The organism is Pedobacter hartonius (genome assembly GCF_900107535.1).
GTDB classification, from domain to species: domain Bacteria; phylum Bacteroidota; class Bacteroidia; order Sphingobacteriales; family Sphingobacteriaceae; genus Pedobacter; species Pedobacter hartonius.
Window position 1 is genome coordinate 1 of sequence record NZ_FNRA01000005.1, and the last position, 21,204, is coordinate 21,204.

Here is a 21,204-nt window from a genome sequence, read left to right on the forward strand (position 1 = left end):
CACCAGAGCCGATGGTACTGCGGTAACACGTGGGAGAGTAGGTCGGTGCCAAATCTTAAAGAAAGCCTTTCAGGAAACTGAAAGGCTTTTCTTGTTTAAAGACTATTTAAAACATTTGAGCCCATAATATTTTGCTACGATTTAAAAGTATTCTTCGGAGATATAGACTTTTTTATCAAACCTGTCCGCATCTATTGATTGTATTTTCTGAGCTACATAGCAGTTCGGCCGGAAAATCTTCCTGAAGCTTTAAGATGGTACCCTGGGGCCGGTTTATACCGCAACGTGCATCTGATTATTACTGATGAGATTCATATTCCGGCTTGCGGAACTTATATTACAAGCCCGGTAGTGAGTGCTGGTTTTGCTAAGGTACTGTTGAAAACAAAGGTTGAAGGCATTAAGGCGGAGACTTCATCTTTAAGACTGGCTACTGAGATCAAAGATGCGGCAGGGAAGACTGTGAGTGCATTTAGCTCAGTGCTGCTGGCGACTGATGATGGACAGTTTGAACAGCAGCTTATTGTGAATACGCCAGCTTTACGGTCGCCGGAAACACCGAATCTGTAGACAGCGGTTTCTAAATTATACTCAGGGGATGTCTTAAAGGATGAATGCTCAACTGCATTCGGCATCCGTACCATCAAATTTGAATCCGGAAAGGTTTTTTCTCTCAATGAGACATACAGGAAATTTAAAGGAGTTTGTAATCACCATGAATTAGGACCATTGGGTTTTGCAATCAATGTTGCAGCCTTACGCCGCCAGTTAACCTTATTAAAAGATATGGGGTGTGATGCGATCCGTACCTCACACAATATGCCCGTACCTGAACTGGTAAAATTATGTGATGAAATGGGCTTTATGCTGATGGTGGAATCTTTTGACGAATGGAAGTCGCCATAGGTAAAAAACGGATATAGCCACCTTTTTGATGAATGGGCAGAAAAAGATATGGTTAAGATGGTTCACCGGGACAGGAACAGTCCTTCAGTAGTGATGTGGAGCGTAGGGAATGAAGTACCAAATCAGGGCGTATGAATGGAAATAAAGTGGTGACCTTCCTGCAGGATATCTGCCATAGGGAAGATCCTACAAGACCGGTAACAATGGGAATTGACAGGATTGAGAATGCTTTGGATAACAATTTTGTTTCTGCTGTTGATATTCCGGATTTCAATTATAAGCCTGCATGGTATGAAAAGGCGAACACAAGGCTGCCGCCGGGGTTCATATTGGGAACAGAGACTGCATCAACCCTGAGTTCACGCGGCGTTTATAAGTTCCCTGTTGTATTCTATAAAAATAAAGTATATGATGATAACCAGAGTTCTTCGTACGACTTTGAATTTTGTACCTGGTCACAGATCCCTGATGATGAATTTGTGAAACAGGATGATCTGCAGTATGTACTGGGTGAATTGTATGGACAGGGTTTGATTATCTGGGTGAGCCCACTCTATATGACGAAAAGTGGCCATCACACAGTTCTTATTTTGGAATCATTAATCTCGCCGGTATGCCAAAAGACAGGTATTACCAGTTACCCATCGGCCGAACTTTTCGTAAATGGCAGGAGTATGGGTAAACAGGTGAAAAACAATGGTTCAAGCACCAGCAGATACTGCCTGATGTGGACTGATGTGAAATATAAGCCTGGTACAATAAAAGTAGTGGCATATGATCAGTCCGGCAAACCTGTTGCTCAAGTCTGGAACCATTTCAGCTGCCACATATGAAAGATTTTAAAGGGATGCTCGTAGCTACAATTCAGTCTGAATCTGCAATCGTTACACTTACACCCTTTTCTTCTAGTAATTTAACTAATTCTGCTGATATACCACTGTCGGTAATGATATGCTGGATCTGATCGACCTGGCATATTTTACCCAGGCCTCTTTTACCGAATTTGGAGCTGTCTGCTAAAACCACGGTAATTTGGGCGGCATCCATCATTTTCTGATTTAGCCTGGCTTCCATTAAACTGGTCGTTGTTAGTCCTACTTCCAGATCAATCCCGTCTACTCCCAGGAATAAAATGCTGCAGGATATATCTGCAAGGATCTGTTCTGCGTAAGGTCCCATTACAGATGATGAATTTAATCTGAGTTGTCCGCCGAGTTGCAATACCTCCACATTGATATGATTGGAGAGCTCAAGTGCGACATTTAGTGCGGAGGTAATTACCGTAAGATGTGCCTGGCGATGTATGGCCCGGGCGAGTGCCAGCATACTGGTTCCTGAGCCGATAATGATAGAATCATTGTTACCTATCATTGTTGCAGCAGTCCTTGCAATGATCCTTTTCTCCTCAGCATTCAGGCGTTCTTTTTCAGCTACGGGTTTATCATTGGTATATGGATTGACTTTAGATGCACCTCCGTGTGTACGGAAAAGTAGATTTTTGTCTTCCAGCAGCTTTAGGTCTTTGCGTATGGTCACATCAGAAACTTTCATTTGTATGCTGAGCTCCTGTACATTTACATGTCCGCTTTCTTCTAATTTCCTTAGAATTACCTGATGTCTTTCGGTTATACTTTTCATTCTAACGGTGCAAAATATTCAGTTATAAGTTCAAAAATAGCAATTAAGCGGCAATAATATAGCTATAGCTTAAATTGATTATAAAGGTACAGATATACTTTCGTTTTGTTTCGTTTTAAGTTTTGTATTCAGATTTTTCTAATTTATATGTTGTATTTTGTACTGTTTGGCATATTATTTGCGATTTATTGTTTTTATTTATTTTGAATTATTTTGTTTTAGAGCTATTATTACTGAAACGGAATGAGGACATCTGAAATTTAATAAAATATCTAAATCTCATTAAAATGATTAGTACCGAAAGAAGTGAAATAGTTAAAGGTTTATCAGATCCTGAAAAAGTGTGGGATGTAATTATTGTTGGTGGTGGTGCTACCGGTTTAGGTACGGCACTCGATGCAGCATCCCGCGGATATAAAACTTTGTTACTTGAACAAATAGATTTTGCTAAAGGAACGTCAAGCCGGAGCACTAAACTTGCGCATGGCGGGGTAAGATACCTCGCACAGGGTGATATAGGCTTGGTGATAGAGGCTTTGCATGAACGTGGACTAATGCTCAAAAATGCGGCCCACCTGGTGAAAAATGAGTCTTTCATTATTCCCAACTATGAGTGGTGGGGCGGTATATTTTATACAATAGGTTTAACTTTATATGACCTGCTGGCGGGAAAACTGGGTTTTGGAAGGGCTAAACATATTTCTAAAAAAGAGGTAGCCCGCAGGCTGCCTACCATCCAGCAAACAGGCCTGTATGGCGGCGTGGTGTACCATGACGGACAATTTGATGATTCAAGGCTTGCCGTAAACATTGCGCAGACTTCCCTTGAGCAGGGCGCCACGGTACTCAACTACTTTAAAGTGGTCAACCTGTTAAAAAATGAGCAGGGCAAAGTTGCCGGAGTTGTCACTACCGACACCGAGACAGGAACTACCTATACCATTAAAGGTAAAACCGTGATCAACGCTACTGGTGTATTTGCCGATGAGATCTTACAAATGGATAAACCGGGCAATAAGGCAATGTTAAGGCCAAGTCAGGGTATCCACCTTGTGGTAGATATGTCATTTATGCCGGCTGATGATGCACTGATGATTCCGAAAACTTCTGACGGACGTGTACTTTTTGCAGTGCCATGGCATGATAAACTGGTGATCGGAACTACTGATACCCCTTTAACCCAGCATAGCCTTGAACCGCTGGCGCTTGACGAAGAGATTGAATTTATCATGCGTACAGCCGATCAGTACCTGATTAAAGCCCCTGCCCGAAAAGATGTACTGAGTATGTTTGCAGGACTGCGACCACTGGCTGCCCCACAGGGCGGATCTGAAAAAACAAAAGAAATATCAAGAAGTCATAAGATTTTTGTTTCGGATTCCGGACTGATCACCATCACCGGAGGAAAATGGACTACCTACCGTAAAATGGCTGAAGACACAGTTAACAAAGCTATTGAGGTGGGTAAACTAGTAAATAAACCAGTGAAGACCAAAGACCTGCCCATTCATGGCAGCACAACAAATGTAAACCGTAATAACCATTTATATGTATATGGAACGGATCGTGATGCATTGCTTGCCTTAGTAAATGAAAACAAGGCCTGGGGAGAAAAACTTGACCCGAGGGCTGATTATATAGCCGCTGAGGTCATCTGGGCGGTAAGGAATGAAATGGCGAGAACCCTGGAAGATGTTTTAGCCAGACGTGTAAGAATCCTGTTCCTGGACGCCCGTATGGCAATCGATGTGGCGCCTAAGGTCGCTGCTTTAATTGCTGCTGAATTGCATAGAGATGCAACTTGGGAGAAAGATCAGGTCAGTACCTTCATCAAACTTGCACAATCATATCTGCTGGTAGACTATCCGGTGCCGGCATAACAGCTATTAACGCTCCATAAACAAGTATATCAATACCTCATAAATATTTTTTAACAACCAAGTACATATAACATTATGGAAGATTTCATATTAGCCTTAGATCAAGGTACTACAAGCTCTCGCGCTATTGTTTTTGATCACAAAGGAGTGGTTAGATCTGTAGCTCAACGTGAATTTAAACAGATTTTCCCCCATTCCGGCTGGGTTGAACACGATCCTAACGAAATTTGGTCTACGCAGGCCAGTGTAGCCGCTGAAGCGACCGTGAAAATAGGTATTAACGGAACAAATATAAAAGCAATAGGGATCACCAATCAGCGTGAAACCACTATTGTATGGGATAGGGCAACTGGCGAGCCAGTGTATAATGCGATTGTCTGGCAGGACCGACGTACAGCTGAATTCTGTGATCAGCTGAAAGCTGATGGCCATGAAGATACGATCCGTGCAAAAACGGGCCTGGTGATCGACTCTTATTTTTCAGGTACTAAAATACGATGGATACTGGACAATGTTGAAGGTGTCCGTGAGCGGGCTGAAAAAGGTGAACTGGCTTTTGGTACCGTTGACAGCTGGCTGGTGTCGAAATTTACCCGTGGCCATGTACATGTAACCGATATTACCAATGCAAGCCGTACGATGCTCTTTAACATCATCACCCAGGAATGGGACGACGAGCTGCTGAAAATACTTGATATCCCTAAGAGCATGCTTCCTGAAGTGAAACAGTCAAGTGAGATCTACGGAGAAACAGCTACAACGATCTTTGCATCTAAAATCCCGATTGCCGGTATTGCCGGTGATCAGTCGGCCGCCCTGTTTGGCCAGATGTGCATTGATAAAGCGATGGTTAAAAATACATATGGAACAGGTTGTTTCATGCTGATGAACATAGGCGATGAGTTCATTGAATCTAAAAATAACCTGCTGACCACCGTTGCCTGGAAAATAGACGGTAAGATCCAATACGCTTTTGAAGGCAGTATCTTTATTGCCGGGGCTGTGGTACAATGGCTCCGCGATGGGTTGGGTATTATCAAAACTTCTGCTGATGTAGAAAAGCTCGCTTTAAGTGTGGAGGATACCGATGGAGTTTATTTTGTTCCGGCATTTGCAGGACTTGGAGCACCCTATTGGAAACCGGATGTAAGGGGTACGATCATTGGCCTTAGCCGTGGTACCACTGCCGGACATATTGCACGTGCAGCGCTTGAGTCTATCGGTTACCAAACGATGGATGTACTGAAAGCAATGGAAGCTGATTCCGGAATGGAAATCAAAGAATTAAGGGTTGACGGCGGAGCTACGGCCAATAACCTGCTGATGCAATTTCAGTCGGACCTGCTGGGCGTAAACGTGATCAGGCCAACTGTTCCGGAAACTACAGCATTGGGTGCCGCCTACCTTGCCGGGCTGGCCGTTGGTTTTTGGAAAGACATTGCGGAGATACAACAATTGTGGAAGGCTGAAAAGGAATTTGTTCCGGCTGGTGACCAGGATAAGATTAGGGAGAATGTGAAGGGTTGGAAAAAGGCTATTCATGCTGCCCAATCTACAGGCGATAATCTTACCAAATCTGAACTGGCTTAAATTATTCATAAAACTTATTTATTATGACACCTTTTATAGCTGAACTGCTCGGTACCATGTTTATGATACTGCTGGGCGATGGCGTAGTCGCCAACGTTGTTTTAAACGATACCAAAGGAAATAACAGTGGCTGGATGGTGATTACTACCGCCTGGGGGCTGGCCGTTTTTGTCGGCGTAACCATTGCAGGCCCTTATAGCGGCGCGCATTTCAACCCTGCGATCACTATCGGCCTTGCCATTGCTGGTAAATTTCCATGGTCAAGTGTATTGCCTTATATCTGTGCACAATTTATAGGGGCTTTTATAGGTGCCTTCCTCGTATGGATCATGTATTTCGACCACTTTAAAAAGACCAATAATCCGGCTTCTATTCTGGCGGTGTTCTCTACAGGGCCTGCTGTGCGTAATTATGTTTCTAATATCGCAAGTGAGATCATTGGTGCTTTTGTGCTGCTGTTTACGATCTTTTATATTACCGGCGCAGAAATAACACCTTCTAAAACCCCTATAGGCTTAGGTTCTGTAGGTGCTGTTCCTGTAGCTTTACTGGTATGGGTAATTGGTCTTTCGCTTGGTGGTACCACCGGTTATGCAATTAATCCCGTACGGGATCTCGGGCCGCGAATTATGCATGCGCTCCTGCCGATCAAAGGTAAAGGAACCAGCGACTGGGCTTATGCATGGATCCCTGTCCTGGGGCCTATCATAGGTACAGCGATTGCGGCCCTGCTTTATGTGAACTTACACGTTTAATTATTTCCCCGGAATAAAACAGATCATATGAAATCATCATAAGCTTACAAACAGGAATTCAAAACCTATGACGGTTTCATCACCAAATACGAAAACAAATATGCCGATGAAAACTCTTTTAAAAAGTAGCCTGCTTGCTATACTTGGGCTTGGCCTCTGTCTGAATGGTATGGCACAGGATACAACAGAAAAAAAAACCGATACAGCCCAGGTAAAAAAGGTTGTTCCTTTTGATATTAACCTGCAGGTGCGAAGCCTGTATGTATGGCGTGGATTTAAAGTTTCGAATTCGCCTATTACCGATGTGGATATACACTATAATGTCACGAAAGACAAAAGCCTGGCGATAGGAATATGGGGTGGCGCAGGTTTTACCGGTGACTATAAGGAATTTGACTACTATATCAGTTATACAAAACCTACCTATAGTTTCTCCATCTGGGATGTGAATAACATTACTGATTTTCCCAATGCCAGGCTGTTTAACTACAACCCCAGATCAACGTCACATTTTGTAGATGTAAGGGCAGGATATAAGTTTGGCGATTCTTTTCCGTTAACTGTTAACTGGGCTACTATTATTCTTGGGCGTGATACCCATCCTACAGGAGAGGGGGGAGTGTCTAATAGTTATTCACATTATTCCGAGCTGGATTACAGGTTGTGGAAAGACGGAACTTCGGAGTTCCATATTTTTGTAGGTGGCGGATTTGCCTTTGGCAGACAAGCGAACTTTTATGGTGACAGACCGAATGTGGTGAACACCGGTGTAACCATTAACAAAGACCTGGTCGTATTTAAATATCATATGCCGATTGCCGCAACAGCCATGTTCAACCCTGAAAAGAATTATGGAGCACTACAATTGATTGTTAACGTATTTTAAAGACCGTTTCTTTGGTTAGAATGGAGCAGTAGGAAAGATGAGTTCGCCTGCTGCTTTTTTTTGAATTAAATGCTGATCATTATGGTGTTAATATTAGATTTGTGGAGCTAGCATCCACAAATTCAAACATGATCAGACAATTTTGCTTAATCCTGCTGCTGCTTTCAGCCGCCAGACCGTCGTTTTCTCAGACATCAGCCTATCCGTTTAAATTAGAAACGGAATACTTGGTTAACCCAATAGGATTAGATCAGCCAAGCCCCCGTTTTACATGGCAAATGGCAGATCAGCGCCAGGGGGCCAGGCAAACAGCTTACCGCATAGTAATGGATACGGATTCCCTGGGGCTGAGCAAACCACACGGACAGTTGTGGAACACGGGTTGGGTCAAATCAGACCGTAACCTGGTGCAGTTTTCCGGTCCGGCGCTTAAACCTTTTACCAGATATTACTGGCGCGTTGACCTGGCAGACCAAAAGGGAAAGCAATCGAAGTCTGTACAGGCCGCAAGCTTTGAAACGGGGATGATGAATATGGAGAACTGGAAAGGTTCCTGGATATCAGACAGCGAAAATATCAGGATGAAACCGGCGCCTTACTTTCGTAAAGTGGTGGAAACCCATAAAAAAATCAGATCGGCAAGGGCATATATAGCTGCTGCCGGCCTTTATGAACTATCGGTCAACGGAGCTAAGATCGGCAACCACAGGATGGACCCGATGTATACCCGTTTTGACAGGCGCACATTATATGTTACTTATGACGTTACTACATCTCTGGTTAACGGCAAAAATGCAATTGGCGTCCTTTTAGGAAATGGATGGTATAACCATCAGTCTACCGCTGTATGGGATTTTGACAGGGCGCCGTGGCGCAACCGGCCGGCCTTCTGCCTTGACCTGAGAATCACTTATGAAGACGGTACCGTGGAGACCATTACTTCGGGTAAGGACTGGAAAACGGCACTGAGCCCGATCGTATTCAACAGCATTTATACGGCCGAACATTATGATGCAAGATTGGAAAAAACTGGATGGAATACAGCTGCATTTGATGATTCTGCATGGAAAAATGTAATTAACAGATCTGCCCCTTCTGATCATATTGTTGCCCAGGCTTTGCACCCCATTCGTAATGTAGAAGAAATTGCGGCAAAAAGCCTGAAGAAATTCAATGATACCACCTATGTTTTTGATTTGGGAAGGAACATCTCGGGGGTGTCTGAAATCACCGTGAAAGGTGCGGCAGGAACTGTCCTGAGGCTTAAACATGCTGAACGGCTGTATCCGAACGGCAGGGCAGACCTTTCTAATATCGATGTGCATTACCGCCCTACGGATAATCAGGACCCCTTCCAGACGGATATCCTGACATTGAGCGGAAAAGGTGAAGAAACGTTTATGCCACATTTCAATTATAAGGGCTTCCAGTATGTAGAAGTAACCAGCAGTGTCCCTGTTGAGCTGAACAAGACGAGCCTGGTTGGCTATTTTATGCACAGCGATGTCCCCGTTACAGGCAATGTGAATTCATCCGAACCGCTCATCAACAAGATCTGGTCTGCTACCAACAATTCTTACCTGTCTAACTTTTTCGGGTACCCGACAGACTGTCCTCAGCGTGAAAAAAACGGCTGGACAGGGGATGCACAGATAGCGATTGAAACAGGGCTTTATAATTTTGACGGCATTACGGTATATGAAAAGTGGCTGGCCGACCATCGTGACGAGCAACAGCCAAACGGGGTGCTGCCTTCCATTATCCCAACGGATGGCTGGGGTTATGAATGGGGCAACGGGCCCGACTGGACCAGTACAATTGCCATTATTCCCTGGAATATTTATCTCTTCTACGGAGACCAGAGATTACTTGCCGACTGTTACCTGAATATCAAAAAATATGTAGACCATATTGATGAAGGATACCCTACAGGCCTGACGAGCTGGGGCCTGGGAGACTGGGTTCCTGTGAAGTCTAAATCACCTGTGGAACTTACTTCTACCTGTTATTATTATGCCGATGCGCTGATCCTGGCCAAAACGGCAAAAATCCTTGGTAAAAAGGCCGATTTTGAAAAGTATACAGCGCTGGCCAGGAAGATAAAAGATGCTTTTAATGCAAAATACCTGCACAAAGAAACCGGTATTTACGGCGATGGAGTACAAACTGAATTGAGTGTTCCGCTTTACTGGGGCATTGTACCTGATGAATACAAAGCCCGGGTTGCCCAAAGCCTTGCTAAACGCGTGGAGGCCGATGGCTTCCATCTGGACGTAGGATTACTCGGTACGAAGGCAATCCTGAATGCTTTAAGTGAGAACGGATATGCAGACATCGCTTACAAAGTTGCAGCGCAAAAAACATATCCCAGCTGGGGATGGTGGATGGAAAATGGTGCCACCACGCTATACGAAAACTGGCCTATTGATGCAAAATCGGACATATCGATGAACCATATCATGTTTGGCGAAATCGGTGCCTGGTTATATAAAGGTATTGCAGGGATCAAACCTGACCCTGCCAGTCCGGGATTCAAGAATGTGATCCTGGAACCTCATTTTGTAAAAGGGCTGGATCATTTTGAAGCCAGACATATGGGGCCGTATGGCAATATCCTGTCTTCATGGACGAGAAAAAGCAATAGTGTCTCTTACCAGGTAGAAATTCCTGCTAATGCTACAGCGTCGGTCATCCTTCCCGCCGAACAGAACCTGAAGGTTTATCTTGACGGAAAGCTGATTACAGGGGCTGCAAAACAGCTGCCTTCAGGAACCTATACTTTCGAGTGGAAATAAAATAGAGATCTATCACCCGTTCGGCATTTCTTAACAGAGATTTTACAAAGAATAATTTAAATGATAACACAAGTAATAGAAGTGGAATTAGTCAATTGATGGCAGCGCCAATGACATCTGCATGATATTTTTCATTATTTATTTTCAATAATGTTGGAAAACCGAATGTTTTAGCTATTATACGTCGAAATAGTTTTATTTACCGTTTGCGGCCTTTATCCCGATTAGAATTCAATGTTTTTATGGCTAAATACAGATTTGGAATTCTATTAAAAAAATAAAGCCCATCGAAGATGGGCTTTTCAGTAGCGGGGAGCAGGATCGAACTGCCGACCTCAGGGTTATGAATCCTGCGCTCTAACCATCTGAGCTACCCCGCCGTGGGGAGGTTCTTTTTTAAAGAGTTGCAAATATAGAATAAAATACTTTTCTTTAGAAAAAAATAAAAAAATAATCTACAAATAACAAGATATAAGCGATTTAAGATGTCAGAAAAGAAAAAGTTTACCCTGGAATATGAGTTGAAATCGTCTCCGCGTATTTTGTTTAGTTTTATCAGTGAGCCAAACGGTCTGTCCCAATGGTTTGCAGATGATGTAGTTTTCCGTGATCAGGTATACACTTTTACCTGGGATGATGAAGTTCAGAAAGCCAAAATGTTAAGCTTCAAAGAAAATAAAATGGTGAAGTTCAAATGGATTGATGATGATCCCCATTGTTATTTTGAGATGGAAATTGTGCAGGATGAACTGACAAATGATGTGGCCCTGTCTATCACAGACTTCGCTACCGAAGAAACGCTTAAAGAGAGAACACAAATCTGGGATAACCAGATCACCTACCTGCATAGTGTAATTGGTGCATAATTTTTCAGATGCATTGTCTACATTTGTATATTGAAAAAGATCCATGTACTTCTGCTGAAAGCATTCATTAGGCCATTTCTAGTCACATTTTTAGTGGTGATGTTCATCTTGCTGATGTTTTTCCTCTTTAAATATGTGGACGATTTAATAGGAAAAGGCTTTGAATGGTATATTATTCTGGAGCTGATGTTTTATGCATCTGCTGCGAATGTATCAATGGCCCTGCCGCTGGCCATCTTGTTGTCTTCCATCATGACCTTTGGAACGCTGGGGGAGAACTATGAGCTGGTAGCAATTAAATCGGCCGGTATATCGCTGCAAAAAGCAATGCGGCCGCTGCTGGTGCTGATCATCGGTATCGCCTTCTCCTCTTTCCTGTTTTCAGAGTATATGCTTCCCAAGGCCAACCTGAAGTTCGGATCGCTGCTGTGGGACGTGAGAAACAAAAAGCTGTCCTTCCTGATCAAGGAAGGGGTCTTTAACAATAGTATCCCTCAATATTCCATCCGTGTGGATAAAAAAGGGGAAGACGGGGTATCTTTAACGGGCATTATGATCTATGACCATACGGGAAATAATGGTGTTCCAAAGATCATTATCGCAAAGAATGGTACGATGAACACCACGAAGGATAAGCAGTTCCTTGTGCTTAAACTGAATGACGGCGTAAGATATGAAGAGTCGAGCAGCCAGAATGCTACTTATAATCCAAGGCAGCAGCTCACCAGGATGCGGTTCGGGCAAACAGCGCAGAAGTTTGATATTTCCAGTTTTAAGATGAACCGGACTGATGAGAATAGCTTCAGGACAAACAACCAGATGCTCAACCTGGACGGACTTAAACATAAAGGGGACTCGCTGACCAAAGAGCTGGATAGTGTAAACCGGTATTCGAGGGTTGCTATGGGTACCTATTTCAAAATGAACAACTATACCAGGGGCTACACAAAAATCAAAATGGCCCCTGTGAAATTGAAGGGACCTTTGTTGAACAGCGTGCCTAAGGATCAGAGAGTGGCTACTTTACAGTCTGCGCTTGATCAGGCCAAGTCCATCAAACAAACTGCCGACGGCAGGGTTGCTGATCATACAGACAGGGTTAAGAACCTGATCCGGATCAGGATTGAATACCAGCGAAAGTTTACGCTTGCGGTTTCCTGCCTGATGCTGTTCTTTATTGGGGCTCCCTTAGGTGCGATCATTAGAAAGGGAGGGCTGGGGCTGCCTGTAGTTATGGCCATCATCTTCTTCCTGTTTTATCATATTATCACTACTGTTGCAGAAAAATCTGCCAACCAGGGCAATATCAATCCTATACTCGGGATATGGATGGCCATCATTGTTCTCAGCCCCGTGGGGGCATTTTTAACGTACAAGGCCACCGTAGATTCTGCACTCTTCGATATCTCTCTTTACAAGGCCTTTTTCGGCAAAATTTTCGGCAAAAAGAAATCTCCTCTTACAAAATAGGCTGTGCTGATGTTCCTTACTTAGGGATGATATTTTGACACACATAATATCAAAGAAGGTTGTAACTTTGTTTATGATTCTTACATTGATAGCATGCTGTATCCTTTGATAAGATGAAGACGTTAAGAAATGGAAATTAAACTGAACGCAATAGAAGACGCTGTTGCAGATATTAAAGCCGGTAAAGTTGTGATTGTTGTAGACGATGAAGATCGTGAAAATGAGGGCGACTTTCTTACTGCTGCTGCCAATGCCACTCCTGAGGTTATCAATTTTATGGCTACATATGGAAGAGGGCTGATCTGTGCAGCAATTACCGAGGCCAGGTGCGAAGAGTTAAACCTGGAATTGATGGTAGGTAAGAATACTGCCGCCTACGAAACCAATTTCACAGTTTCTGTAGACCTGATCGGGCATGGCTGTACAACCGGTATTTCTGCGTCTGACCGTTCTAAAACTATAAAGGCACTGATCAATCCGGACACCGACCCTAATGAGTTAGGCAGACCCGGTCATATCTTTCCATTGCGTGCAAAGGATGGCGGCGTGCTCAGGCGTGCCGGACATACTGAAGCTGCTGTTGACCTGGCCAGGCTGGCAGGTATGGAACCCGCCGGGGTACTGGTGGAGATCATGAAAGATGATGGAGAGATGGCCAGGCTTCCTGACCTGATCAAAATTGCCGAACAACATCAGCTGAAAATCATCTCTATCAAAGACCTGATCGCTTACCGTTTGAGTAAAGAAAGTCTGATCAGGGAAGATGTAACCATTAATCTGCCGACAGAATGGGGAGATTTTAAGATGACGGCCTACACACAGCTGGAAAATAATGCAATCCACCTGGCATTGAGCAAAGGGGAATGGACACCCGAAGAGGCTGTCCTGGTGAGGGTGCACAGTTCTTGCATCACCGGTGATATCTTTGGTTCATGCCGCTGCGATTGCGGACCGCAGTTGCATAAAGCGATGCAGATGATTCAGGAAGAAGGTAAGGGCATCGTAGTGTATATGAACCAGGAAGGGCGTGGTATAGGGCTGGTAAACAAATTACTTTCCTATAATCTTCAGGATGCAGGGTTTGACACTGTTGAGGCCAATATTAAACTGGGTTTTAAAGGTGATGAACGTGATTATGGCGTTGGTGCACAGATCTTAAGGGCACAGGGTGTCAGCAAAATGCGCCTGATGTCAAACAACCCTACCAAACGTGCCGGGTTAATCGGATATGGTTTAGAGGTTGTAGAAAATATTCCGATTGAAATATTGAGTAATACGCACAATGAAACCTATCTGAAGACCAAAAGAGACAAAATGGGCCATACCATTATGAAAGGATAAAATTGCTGAGCAAAAGAAGCTATTTATTTTTCTTTAGCTTCTTTTGTTCCTCAGTGATAGCCTCCTTGTTAATGGACTGTCTGGAATTCTGTTGTCTTTCAGCCTCTCTCTTTTTCTGGTTCCGCCGGTATTCTCCGGTTACCTTTTGAACAAATTCCCTGAAATTATCAAACTGCTGCGAATAGATGAGTCCGAAGGATGTCACGTTAGTATTCGGATTTATACCCACATTGGTAAAAGTACTCTGTATGGTGGGCGGTTTATTTGCCAGTTTACCTACCAGCGTACCGTCTCTTCTGATCAGCGCGAGAATCTCGACCTCGCCTCCAACGTTGCTGCTGGAGAAACCGATCGGGGAAAGGTCATTCGTACTCCGTCTGTCCACAACGCCCGCATTTACGGTTACCCTGTTATCGAAGAACCTAAAGGAGGCACTGGCTTCGCTCAGTGACCTGATATTGATATCCACAAAATCCAGGTTAAGTGACGACAATACATTGTTAAACTGGTTGAAAAGAAGTTCTGTGGCCGTGCTGGCAACACCGGAAGATATCTGTTTCCCAAAATCCTGCCTGCCGGAACCCGGGGCAAAACTGCGGCGGATGATCAGACTGAAGGCCTGCAGGTTGAGGTTGTTTTCATCGCTGAAATAAGCCTGAAGCTCTTCTTTAATAGAGGGGTTTGAAGGAAAGAAGATATCAAGCTTGATTTCAGGCTGCGTAAGCAGTCCGCTTAAACTCATTTCAACCTCCACAGGAACCCTTAAATTTGCATTACTGCTATTATCCCTGTTGGCAGCAAGGTAAAGGTCTGAGAGGCCTGCTCTCAGCTCATAGATCGCCTTCAGTTGTATCTGTGCATTATTTGGATTGCCTATCCAGCGGATCGTACCACCCTGGCGGATGGTAAATTTCTTATTGATCACTTCCTGCGCAGTGAAATCAAAACTACCGGATTCTATGATATAATCACCGGACATTTCGAAATCGCCCAGGCTATTGATCTCCAGATCCAGGTCTGCGTTTCCTTTACCGCTCAGGTTGCCCAGATTGGTAAACAGGTTTGCGGTGCTGTTGGGATCGATACGAAGTTTAAAACTCATGGTGAGGCCATCAAAGTTTGTGGCTTTTTTTGCATTTGCTGCGGTATCTTTGCTCAGGAAGGTAATGAAATCCTTTGAGGATACCGTTTCCGAGCTGTTGAGAGGAAGGTTAAAGACCGTTCCTTTTTCTGTCTTGGCGTCGATGCCGATATACATTTTATTTGTAGGCCCCTTGAAAATGAATGTTCCCGTTGCGAAAGCCTGGCCAAAATAAAGCTGGTTATCTTTAGCAGTGGTATTCAGCGCCATGAATGTCCGTGCTTTAATCGTGATATCGAGGGTAGGCGTATTGATCTGGTTCAGGTCTACCGAGCCGTTGGCTGTCGCCGTATTGTCGCCCGTGTCCTTCAGATCAAGGTTGTTGATCTGGATCACGCTGTTCTCTACATGGACCTTATCATTTATCTTATAGGTGGTCTTTAAATAGTTCACCATTACCTGCGCTTCGTCAAGTGTGATATCACCATTGATTTTTGGAGCGCTAAACGGTCCCTTTACAGTAAGGTCCGATGAAATATGCCCTTTGAGATTGGACACGAGGTCGCTCACAAAGGGAGTGAGCACTGCAAGTTCAGTTTCATCCATTTTAACAGTCAGGTCCAGGTCTTTTTCTTTGAGATCCAGCTTACCATTTATTTTGAATGTTTCCTTTTCGCTGGTATTGATCCGCATAAAGATATTGGCCGCATTGGCTTCCTGATTGAAGGAAGAAGTATCGGTAAGCGTACCGATATAAGTGTCATTTAAATCAAGAGAGTCGATCTTGATCCCATCACTGATGCGCGGCGATTTCAGCAGGCTGTACAATTTAGTCTGGCCGTTTACATTTCCGGATAATTTTACGCCCAGGGTTTTTACAAAAGGGTTCAGTGTTTTTAAACTGAAGGATTTAAAGCCAAGGGTAAGTGCCTCATTCGGGTCTGCTGACAAAATACCATCCACCGTTAGCAGCTGGTTCCCGTTTCTGAGATCAAAGTTAGTGATCTCGGTTTTTCCGCTTCTGAAATTGATGCGTACCTTTTCCTGGATGGTCCAGTCCTGGCTATTGATCTTCAGTATAGAAGGCAGGATACTGATCCTTGCGGTGGTATCTTTGCCAAACTCCACCAGTCCGTTCAAATCCAGCTGGTTGGCGTCATCGGCATTAGATAGTTTAATGTTCAGGCCAAGGCTGTCATTTCTCAGAATATTTGAGATATTGACATTTTTAATGTACAGACTGTCATTGAGGTCCACGCGGTCTGAAGTGATGATAGCCTGCAGCTGGTTTGAGGTGGTATTCTCATCAATGATAATGTTGTTGGCAATGACTCCTTTGTAGGTGAGTTTTTTCACAAAGCCATTCAGTGTTGCAATATTCTTTTTTGAATCGAAATTACCGATCAGGATAGCCTGGTCTTCAATTTCAAGCCCTGGTGCAATCAGTTCGGCAACGGGTTCAAAGCGTTTGATGGTCAGGTTAAACTGGAAGATCTGGTCCTTAAATTTAACGATATCCGTTTTGAGTGATGGAATATAGGTTTTTGCCAGTGCCTTATAATACGATGGAAGCGTATTCAGGTCGTACTGCCCTTTGATGCTGGCATCCAGCACATCGGAATTGATCTTTAAGGTTCTGTCAGCTCCGATTCCCTGTGCCTGCAGCTGTACAGAATCGATGTTGTAAATTCCTTTTACATTATCGAGCCTGATTTTCTGTATGAGCAGGTTTCCCTGGATATTATTCAGGTTCGTACCGGAGAAATTGGTGCTGAAGGTAGCATCCACTTTTAATGAATCTTTAAATAAATGCAATGACCTGAGTTTTGCATTTTTTATAGTGGCCTTGAAATTGAATACAGGCAGTTTGGGGTTTAAATTTACTCCTCCATCAAACATGAGCTGTAAGTTCCTGTCGTTTATTTTCAGGGTTCCATCAAAATATTTTTTATCGAATGTGCCGTCTATTTTTACATTGGAATACCTGTAATCGTTGAAATCGATATACCTGATGTCACCATTTACCTGTTCGGTTAAGCTGTTGATCTCGGTTCCCCTGCCTTTTACGTACACCGCCGCGGTGATCTTGCCGAGGCTTTTTTCGTCGAGCAGGTTACCCAGGTTAAAGTCGTATGTTTTCACATTTCCTGAATAAGAAGGTATTCCCCTGGCATTGATCTTCATATTCACGTCCGAGACCACCCTTCCCAGCTTTGTTTTAAATTCTCCGAAGGCAATGAAGTCGTTCTGAAAACCTGTAAAGGTTCCGTTGAAATAGATATTCCCGAACTTTTCCACGATCACGGGGATCACATTTCTTTTATTTCCGGTAGTATTCCCCAGGATTTCATCCAGATCTTTTTTATTGGAAGCAGCCATATCGAACTTAAGCTCCATAAAGGTTTCCTTCAGGTTGGGCAGGCCCTTGACATTAAAATCGCCTTTAACATAGGTAGCTTTGCCTGCCTTTACTGCCAGTTTCTTCGCCCTGAGGTTATTGACAAGGCCGGTGATCTGTCCGTCAATATCGATATCCAGGTTCATCTTTGATAGCTCAGGGGAGAAGAAGGAAATATCCCTTGAGGCAAGATGGCTGTTTTTGAAGTTTGCTTTCATCCGTACCTTATTGATATAATCATTAAAGTCGGCGAATTTATTGAACCTCATCTCATAATAATCCGTCAGGCGGCTTTTGTTGGTGACCAGCAATAATTTTTTCAGCTCGATACGGTTCGTATCGATCGTAGTGAAAGCCGTCAGGTTTTTGAGATAGAAGCCACTTTTTTCTTTGAAGGTCAGATTTTTAATGTCTGCCTGCATTAAATGGTCTTTGGTATTGAGCTGATCAAAAATGCCGTTCATGTTCTTCAGTTCAACATCGTCGAAGTTTACGCCGTTGATCACGGTGTCTGCCTGCAGGTTTTTGTATTTGAGCTGCAGGTTATTGATGATTACCCTGTTCACGGAAATCTGGAAAGGTTTCTTTTTCTTTCCTGTTGAAGGCCCGGAGTCGAAATAATCAATGATAAAGTCGAGATTGGTACCCTTGTCTTTCTCTTTAAACGATTTCAGGAAAAACGTACCATTATTAATCTGTACGGTATTGATGTCCAGAACTCTTTTTTCGAGGGAAAACATATTGAGCTCTACAATAAACTTAGGGGTATTCAGCAGGGTGTCCTTCTGCTGATCGAGTACAAGGAGGTCTTCAATGACCACCGATTTAAACGGTTTAATATAAATGCTGTGTAAAGAAATCGTAGTATTTAATTCTTTTGAGAGATAACCAGCAGCTTTTTTTGCGACAAATGTCTGCACAGGCTTAAATTGGAGCGAAAATAGAATTATCGCAAGCAGCAGCAGAATTGATGCAATAAACCAAAGAAGTATTTTTAATAGTTTTTTGATAGTTTTGTAGCTTAATTATAATCAAAGGTGTCAGTAATACTTGCTATCGAATCTTCTTGTGATGAAACTTCTGTTGCGATCTGTAACAATGGCAAAATTACTGCCAATGTTATTGCAAACCAAACTATTCATCAAAATTATGGTGGAGTAATTCCCGAGCTTGCGTCGAGGGTACATCAGCAAAATATTGTTCCGGTTATCCAGCAGGCATTAATTGATGCTAAAGTTAGCAAAAAGGATATAAATGCAGTAGCTTTTACGAGGGGGCCTGGATTATTAGGCTCTTTATTGGTTGGTGTATCTTTTGCTAAATCCTTTGCGCTGGCTTTAAACCTGCCTCTTATTTCGGTCAATCATATGCATGCGCATATCCTGGCCCATTTTATTGACGATCCTAAACCTACATTCCCTTTCTTATGCCTTACCGTTTCGGGCGGGCATACCCAGATCGTTCTGGTGAAAGACTACTTTGATATGGAAATCGTTGGGCAGTCCCTGGATGATGCGGCAGGGGAGGCCTTTGATAAAACGGCGAAGATCCTGAACCTTCCATATCCTGGCGGGCCGCTCATTGATCAGCATGCAAAACATGGAAACCCCCTGGCCTTTAAGTTCCCGGAGCCTCAGATAAAGAACCTGGACTATAGCTTCAGCGGACTGAAAACGGCAATCCTGTATTTTATCCGTGCGCAGGAGAAGGAGAATCCTGATTTCATCGCAGAAAACCTGGATGATATCTGTGCCTCTGTGCAGCACAGTATTGTTCATATCCTGCTGAATAAATTAAAGAAAGCTGCGGCATTATATCAGATTAAGGACATTGCCATTGCGGGAGGAGTCTCTGCCAACACCGGCTTACGTACCGCACTGGCCGAAAAAGCAACAGAGCTGAACTGGAATGTGTATATCCCGGCTTTTGAATATTGCACCGATAATGCTGCAATGATTGCCATTGCCGGGCATTATAAATATATAAACAAAGAATTTGTAGGCCAGGATATTGCTCCTGCGTCAAGAATGGAATTCTAACACAATACTAACGTACTAACTACTATCATTATGAATTCGATGAGCTTTTTGTTTTTTGGCCTGATGCTGATTCCTTTAATTATATTCCTGATCTACCTGATCAAACAGGATAAGAACAGGAATTATATTGGCCTGATCGTATTGGTGATTGCAATTTTTGTTGCTGCCTACGTGATCATCACGGTTGACGCGAAATACATGACCCCGGAATCTACCAATATCACGCAGCCATAACAGCTCCCGCAAAGCGCAGCGTTACTCCTGTTGTACAAGTTATACTCAGTATGTGGAATAAGTATCAGCAATTGTAACAGCCACCATACAGGTATGCTCCATGCAATGGGATAGCCTTAAAAAAAAGGGGTTAGCTGTATCGATGCCTTCTCTGCTGCGCTTCAGCAGCAGGCAGCATTGATACAGCTAACCCCTTTTTTCAGCGAAGCCAGGATAACCTTAAGCTCCAGGCAATGTTATCTATTGCAATTCTTCCAGTTTCTCCCCGGTAACTTCAGCCCTGATCTTAGCTTCGATTTCATCCGCCAGTTCAGGATTGTCAAGCAACAGCTGTTTCACTGCATCTCTTCCCTGTCCAAGTTTAGTATCTCCGTAAGAAAACCATGATCCTGCTTTTTTCACGATATTGAAATCTACTCCAAGATCGATGATCTCACCTACCTTAGAGATTCCCTGTCCGAACATCACATCAAATTCTGCAACACGGAAAGGAGGCGCTACTTTATTTTTAACGATTTTCACTTTTACCCTGTTACCGGATACTTCATCAGAATCTTTGATCTGGGAAGTTCTGCGGATATCAAGGCGTACTGAAGCATAGAACTTCAGGGCGTTACCACCGGTAGTCGTTTCGGGGTTACCGAACATGACACCGATCTTTTCACGCAACTGGTTAATAAATATGCAGCAACATCCTGTTTTAGCAATTGTTCCTGTAAGTTTTCTCAATGCCTGTGACATCAAACGTGCCTGAAGACCCATTTTTGAGTCACCCATTTCACCTTCGATCTCCGCTTTTGGCACCAATGCGGCAACGGAATCAATCACGATCACATCAATCGCGCCGGAGCGGATCAGGTTATCGGCGATTTCCAGTGCCTGCTCTCCATTGTCCGGTTGTGCAATCAGCAGGTTATCTACATCTACACCCAGTTTTTTAGCATAGAATTTATCAAATGCATGTTCTGCATCAATAAAGGCTGCTACACCACCTTTTTTCTGTGCTTCAGCAATAATATGTGTAGCCAGGGTAGTTTTACCAGATGATTCAGGACCATAGATCTCGATCACACGTCCTTTAGGAACGCCGCCAATGCCCAAAGCAATATCTAAACTGATAGAGCCGGTTGAAATCGCTTCAATAGATTCAGTAGGTGTATCACCCAATTTCATCACGGCACCTTTACCGTAAGATTTTTCTAACTTATCAAGTGTAAGTTGTAATGCTTTTAATTTATCTGCGTTTGGAGTCATCTTGTTAAATTGTGTGCGTAAATATAAAATATTTATTCTTTATAAAAACTACCTATTGATGTATTATGGCT

The 21,204-nt window shown here is 43.4% G+C and carries 15 protein-coding genes, 1 tRNA gene and 1 pseudogene; 13 read left to right on the forward strand and 4 right to left on the reverse strand.

The window, feature by feature from the left end; translation table 11 throughout:
* The first annotated feature begins 285 nt into the window (after nt 1–285).
* The 3 genes and pseudogenes from BLW16_RS23490 to BLW16_RS23505 all read left to right on the forward strand — a co-directional run bounded on the left by BLW16_RS23490 (nt 286) and on the right by BLW16_RS23505 (nt 1,739).
* Complete coding sequence (locus BLW16_RS23490; RefSeq protein ID WP_217631553.1) at nt 286–570, forward strand: hypothetical protein; 285 nt, start codon at nt 286–288, stop codon at nt 568–570.
* A 72-nt stretch (nt 571–642) separates the two neighbouring features.
* A pseudogene (locus BLW16_RS23495) lies at nt 643–1,041 on the forward strand (glycoside hydrolase family 2 TIM barrel-domain containing protein).
* A complete protein-coding gene (locus BLW16_RS23505; RefSeq protein WP_245735212.1) occupies nt 1,038–1,739 on the forward strand; it encodes a DUF4982 domain-containing protein in 702 nt (233 codons plus the stop codon). Before BLW16_RS23495 ends, BLW16_RS23505 begins: the two are co-directional and overlap by 4 nt.
* A 31-nt stretch (nt 1,740–1,770) precedes the next feature.
* On the opposite strand, the gene BLW16_RS10385 is transcribed toward BLW16_RS23505, so the two are convergent.
* The gene (locus BLW16_RS10385) at nt 1,771–2,544 is read right to left on the reverse strand and encodes a DeoR/GlpR family DNA-binding transcription regulator (protein WP_090556524.1); all 774 of its coding nucleotides are present in this window, start codon (nt 2,542–2,544) and stop codon (nt 1,771–1,773) included.
* Nucleotides 2,545–2,831: 287 nt separating this feature from the next.
* Between BLW16_RS10385 and BLW16_RS10390 the strand changes: the two genes are divergently transcribed.
* The 5 genes from BLW16_RS10390 to BLW16_RS10410 all read left to right on the forward strand — a co-directional run bounded on the left by BLW16_RS10390 (nt 2,832) and on the right by BLW16_RS10410 (nt 10,450).
* Entirely contained in the window at nt 2,832–4,424 is a 1,593-nt protein-coding gene (locus tag BLW16_RS10390; protein WP_090556525.1) for a glycerol-3-phosphate dehydrogenase/oxidase, read from the forward strand.
* 75 nt (nt 4,425–4,499) lie between these two features.
* The gene (gene glpK / locus BLW16_RS10395; RefSeq protein WP_090556526.1) at nt 4,500–6,014 is read left to right on the forward strand and encodes a glycerol kinase GlpK; all 1,515 of its coding nucleotides are present in this window, start codon (nt 4,500–4,502) and stop codon (nt 6,012–6,014) included.
* Nucleotides 6,015–6,037: 23 nt separating this feature from the next.
* Nucleotides 6,038–6,769 (forward strand): MIP/aquaporin family protein, encoded by a 732-nt coding sequence (locus BLW16_RS10400; RefSeq protein WP_090556527.1) that lies wholly within the window; start codon nt 6,038–6,040, stop codon nt 6,767–6,769.
* A 106-nt stretch (nt 6,770–6,875) separates the two neighbouring features.
* On the forward strand, nt 6,876–7,655 hold the full coding sequence (locus BLW16_RS10405) for a hypothetical protein (RefSeq protein WP_090556838.1): 780 nt from the start codon (nt 6,876–6,878) through the stop codon (nt 7,653–7,655).
* Between the two features lie 128 nt (nt 7,656–7,783).
* A complete protein-coding gene (locus BLW16_RS10410; RefSeq protein ID WP_090556528.1) occupies nt 7,784–10,450 on the forward strand; it encodes an alpha-L-rhamnosidase in 2,667 nt (888 codons plus the stop codon).
* 306 nt (nt 10,451–10,756) lie between these two features.
* Here BLW16_RS10410 and BLW16_RS10415 read toward each other — a convergent pair.
* Nucleotides 10,757–10,830 (reverse strand) — tRNA-Met (locus tag BLW16_RS10415).
* Between the two features lie 105 nt (nt 10,831–10,935).
* Between BLW16_RS10415 and BLW16_RS10420 the strand changes: the two genes are divergently transcribed.
* The 3 genes from BLW16_RS10420 (at nt 10,936) to BLW16_RS10430 (ending at nt 14,127) form a co-directional block, all read left to right on the forward strand.
* Nucleotides 10,936–11,316, forward strand: coding sequence for an START-like domain-containing protein (locus BLW16_RS10420; protein WP_090556529.1), 381 nt, complete (start codon nt 10,936–10,938; stop codon nt 11,314–11,316).
* A 30-nt stretch (nt 11,317–11,346) separates the two neighbouring features.
* Nucleotides 11,347–12,786: an LptF/LptG family permease gene (locus BLW16_RS10425; protein WP_090556530.1), complete on the forward strand. Its 1,440-nt coding sequence runs from the start codon at nt 11,347–11,349 to the stop codon at nt 12,784–12,786.
* A 129-nt stretch (nt 12,787–12,915) separates the two neighbouring features.
* Nucleotides 12,916–14,127, forward strand: a complete 1,212-nt coding sequence (locus tag BLW16_RS10430; protein ID WP_090556531.1) for a bifunctional 3,4-dihydroxy-2-butanone-4-phosphate synthase/GTP cyclohydrolase II — start codon at nt 12,916–12,918, stop codon at nt 14,125–14,127.
* Nucleotides 14,128–14,146: 19 nt separating this feature from the next.
* Here BLW16_RS10430 and BLW16_RS10435 read toward each other — a convergent pair whose 3' ends face one another.
* A complete protein-coding gene (locus tag BLW16_RS10435) occupies nt 14,147–18,526 on the reverse strand; it encodes a translocation/assembly module TamB domain-containing protein (RefSeq protein ID WP_090556532.1) in 4,380 nt (1,459 codons plus the stop codon).
* A 117-nt stretch (nt 18,527–18,643) separates the two neighbouring features.
* Between BLW16_RS10435 and tsaD the strand changes: the two genes are divergently transcribed.
* Nucleotides 18,644–19,645 carry a tRNA (adenosine(37)-N6)-threonylcarbamoyltransferase complex transferase subunit TsaD gene (gene tsaD / locus BLW16_RS10440; RefSeq protein WP_090556533.1) on the forward strand — a complete coding sequence of 334 codons (1,002 nt, stop codon included), beginning with the start codon at nt 18,644–18,646 and terminating at the stop codon, nt 19,643–19,645.
* Nucleotides 19,646–19,684: 39 nt separating this feature from the next.
* Nucleotides 19,685–19,879, forward strand: a complete 195-nt coding sequence (locus BLW16_RS10445) for a hypothetical protein (protein ID WP_245735214.1) — start codon at nt 19,685–19,687, stop codon at nt 19,877–19,879.
* 240 nt (nt 19,880–20,119) lie between these two features.
* Here BLW16_RS10445 and recA read toward each other — a convergent pair whose 3' ends face one another.
* The gene (recA, locus tag BLW16_RS10450; RefSeq protein WP_090556535.1) at nt 20,120–21,133 is read right to left on the reverse strand and encodes a recombinase RecA; all 1,014 of its coding nucleotides are present in this window, start codon (nt 21,131–21,133) and stop codon (nt 20,120–20,122) included.
* Between the last annotated feature and the right edge of the window lie 71 nt (nt 21,134–21,204).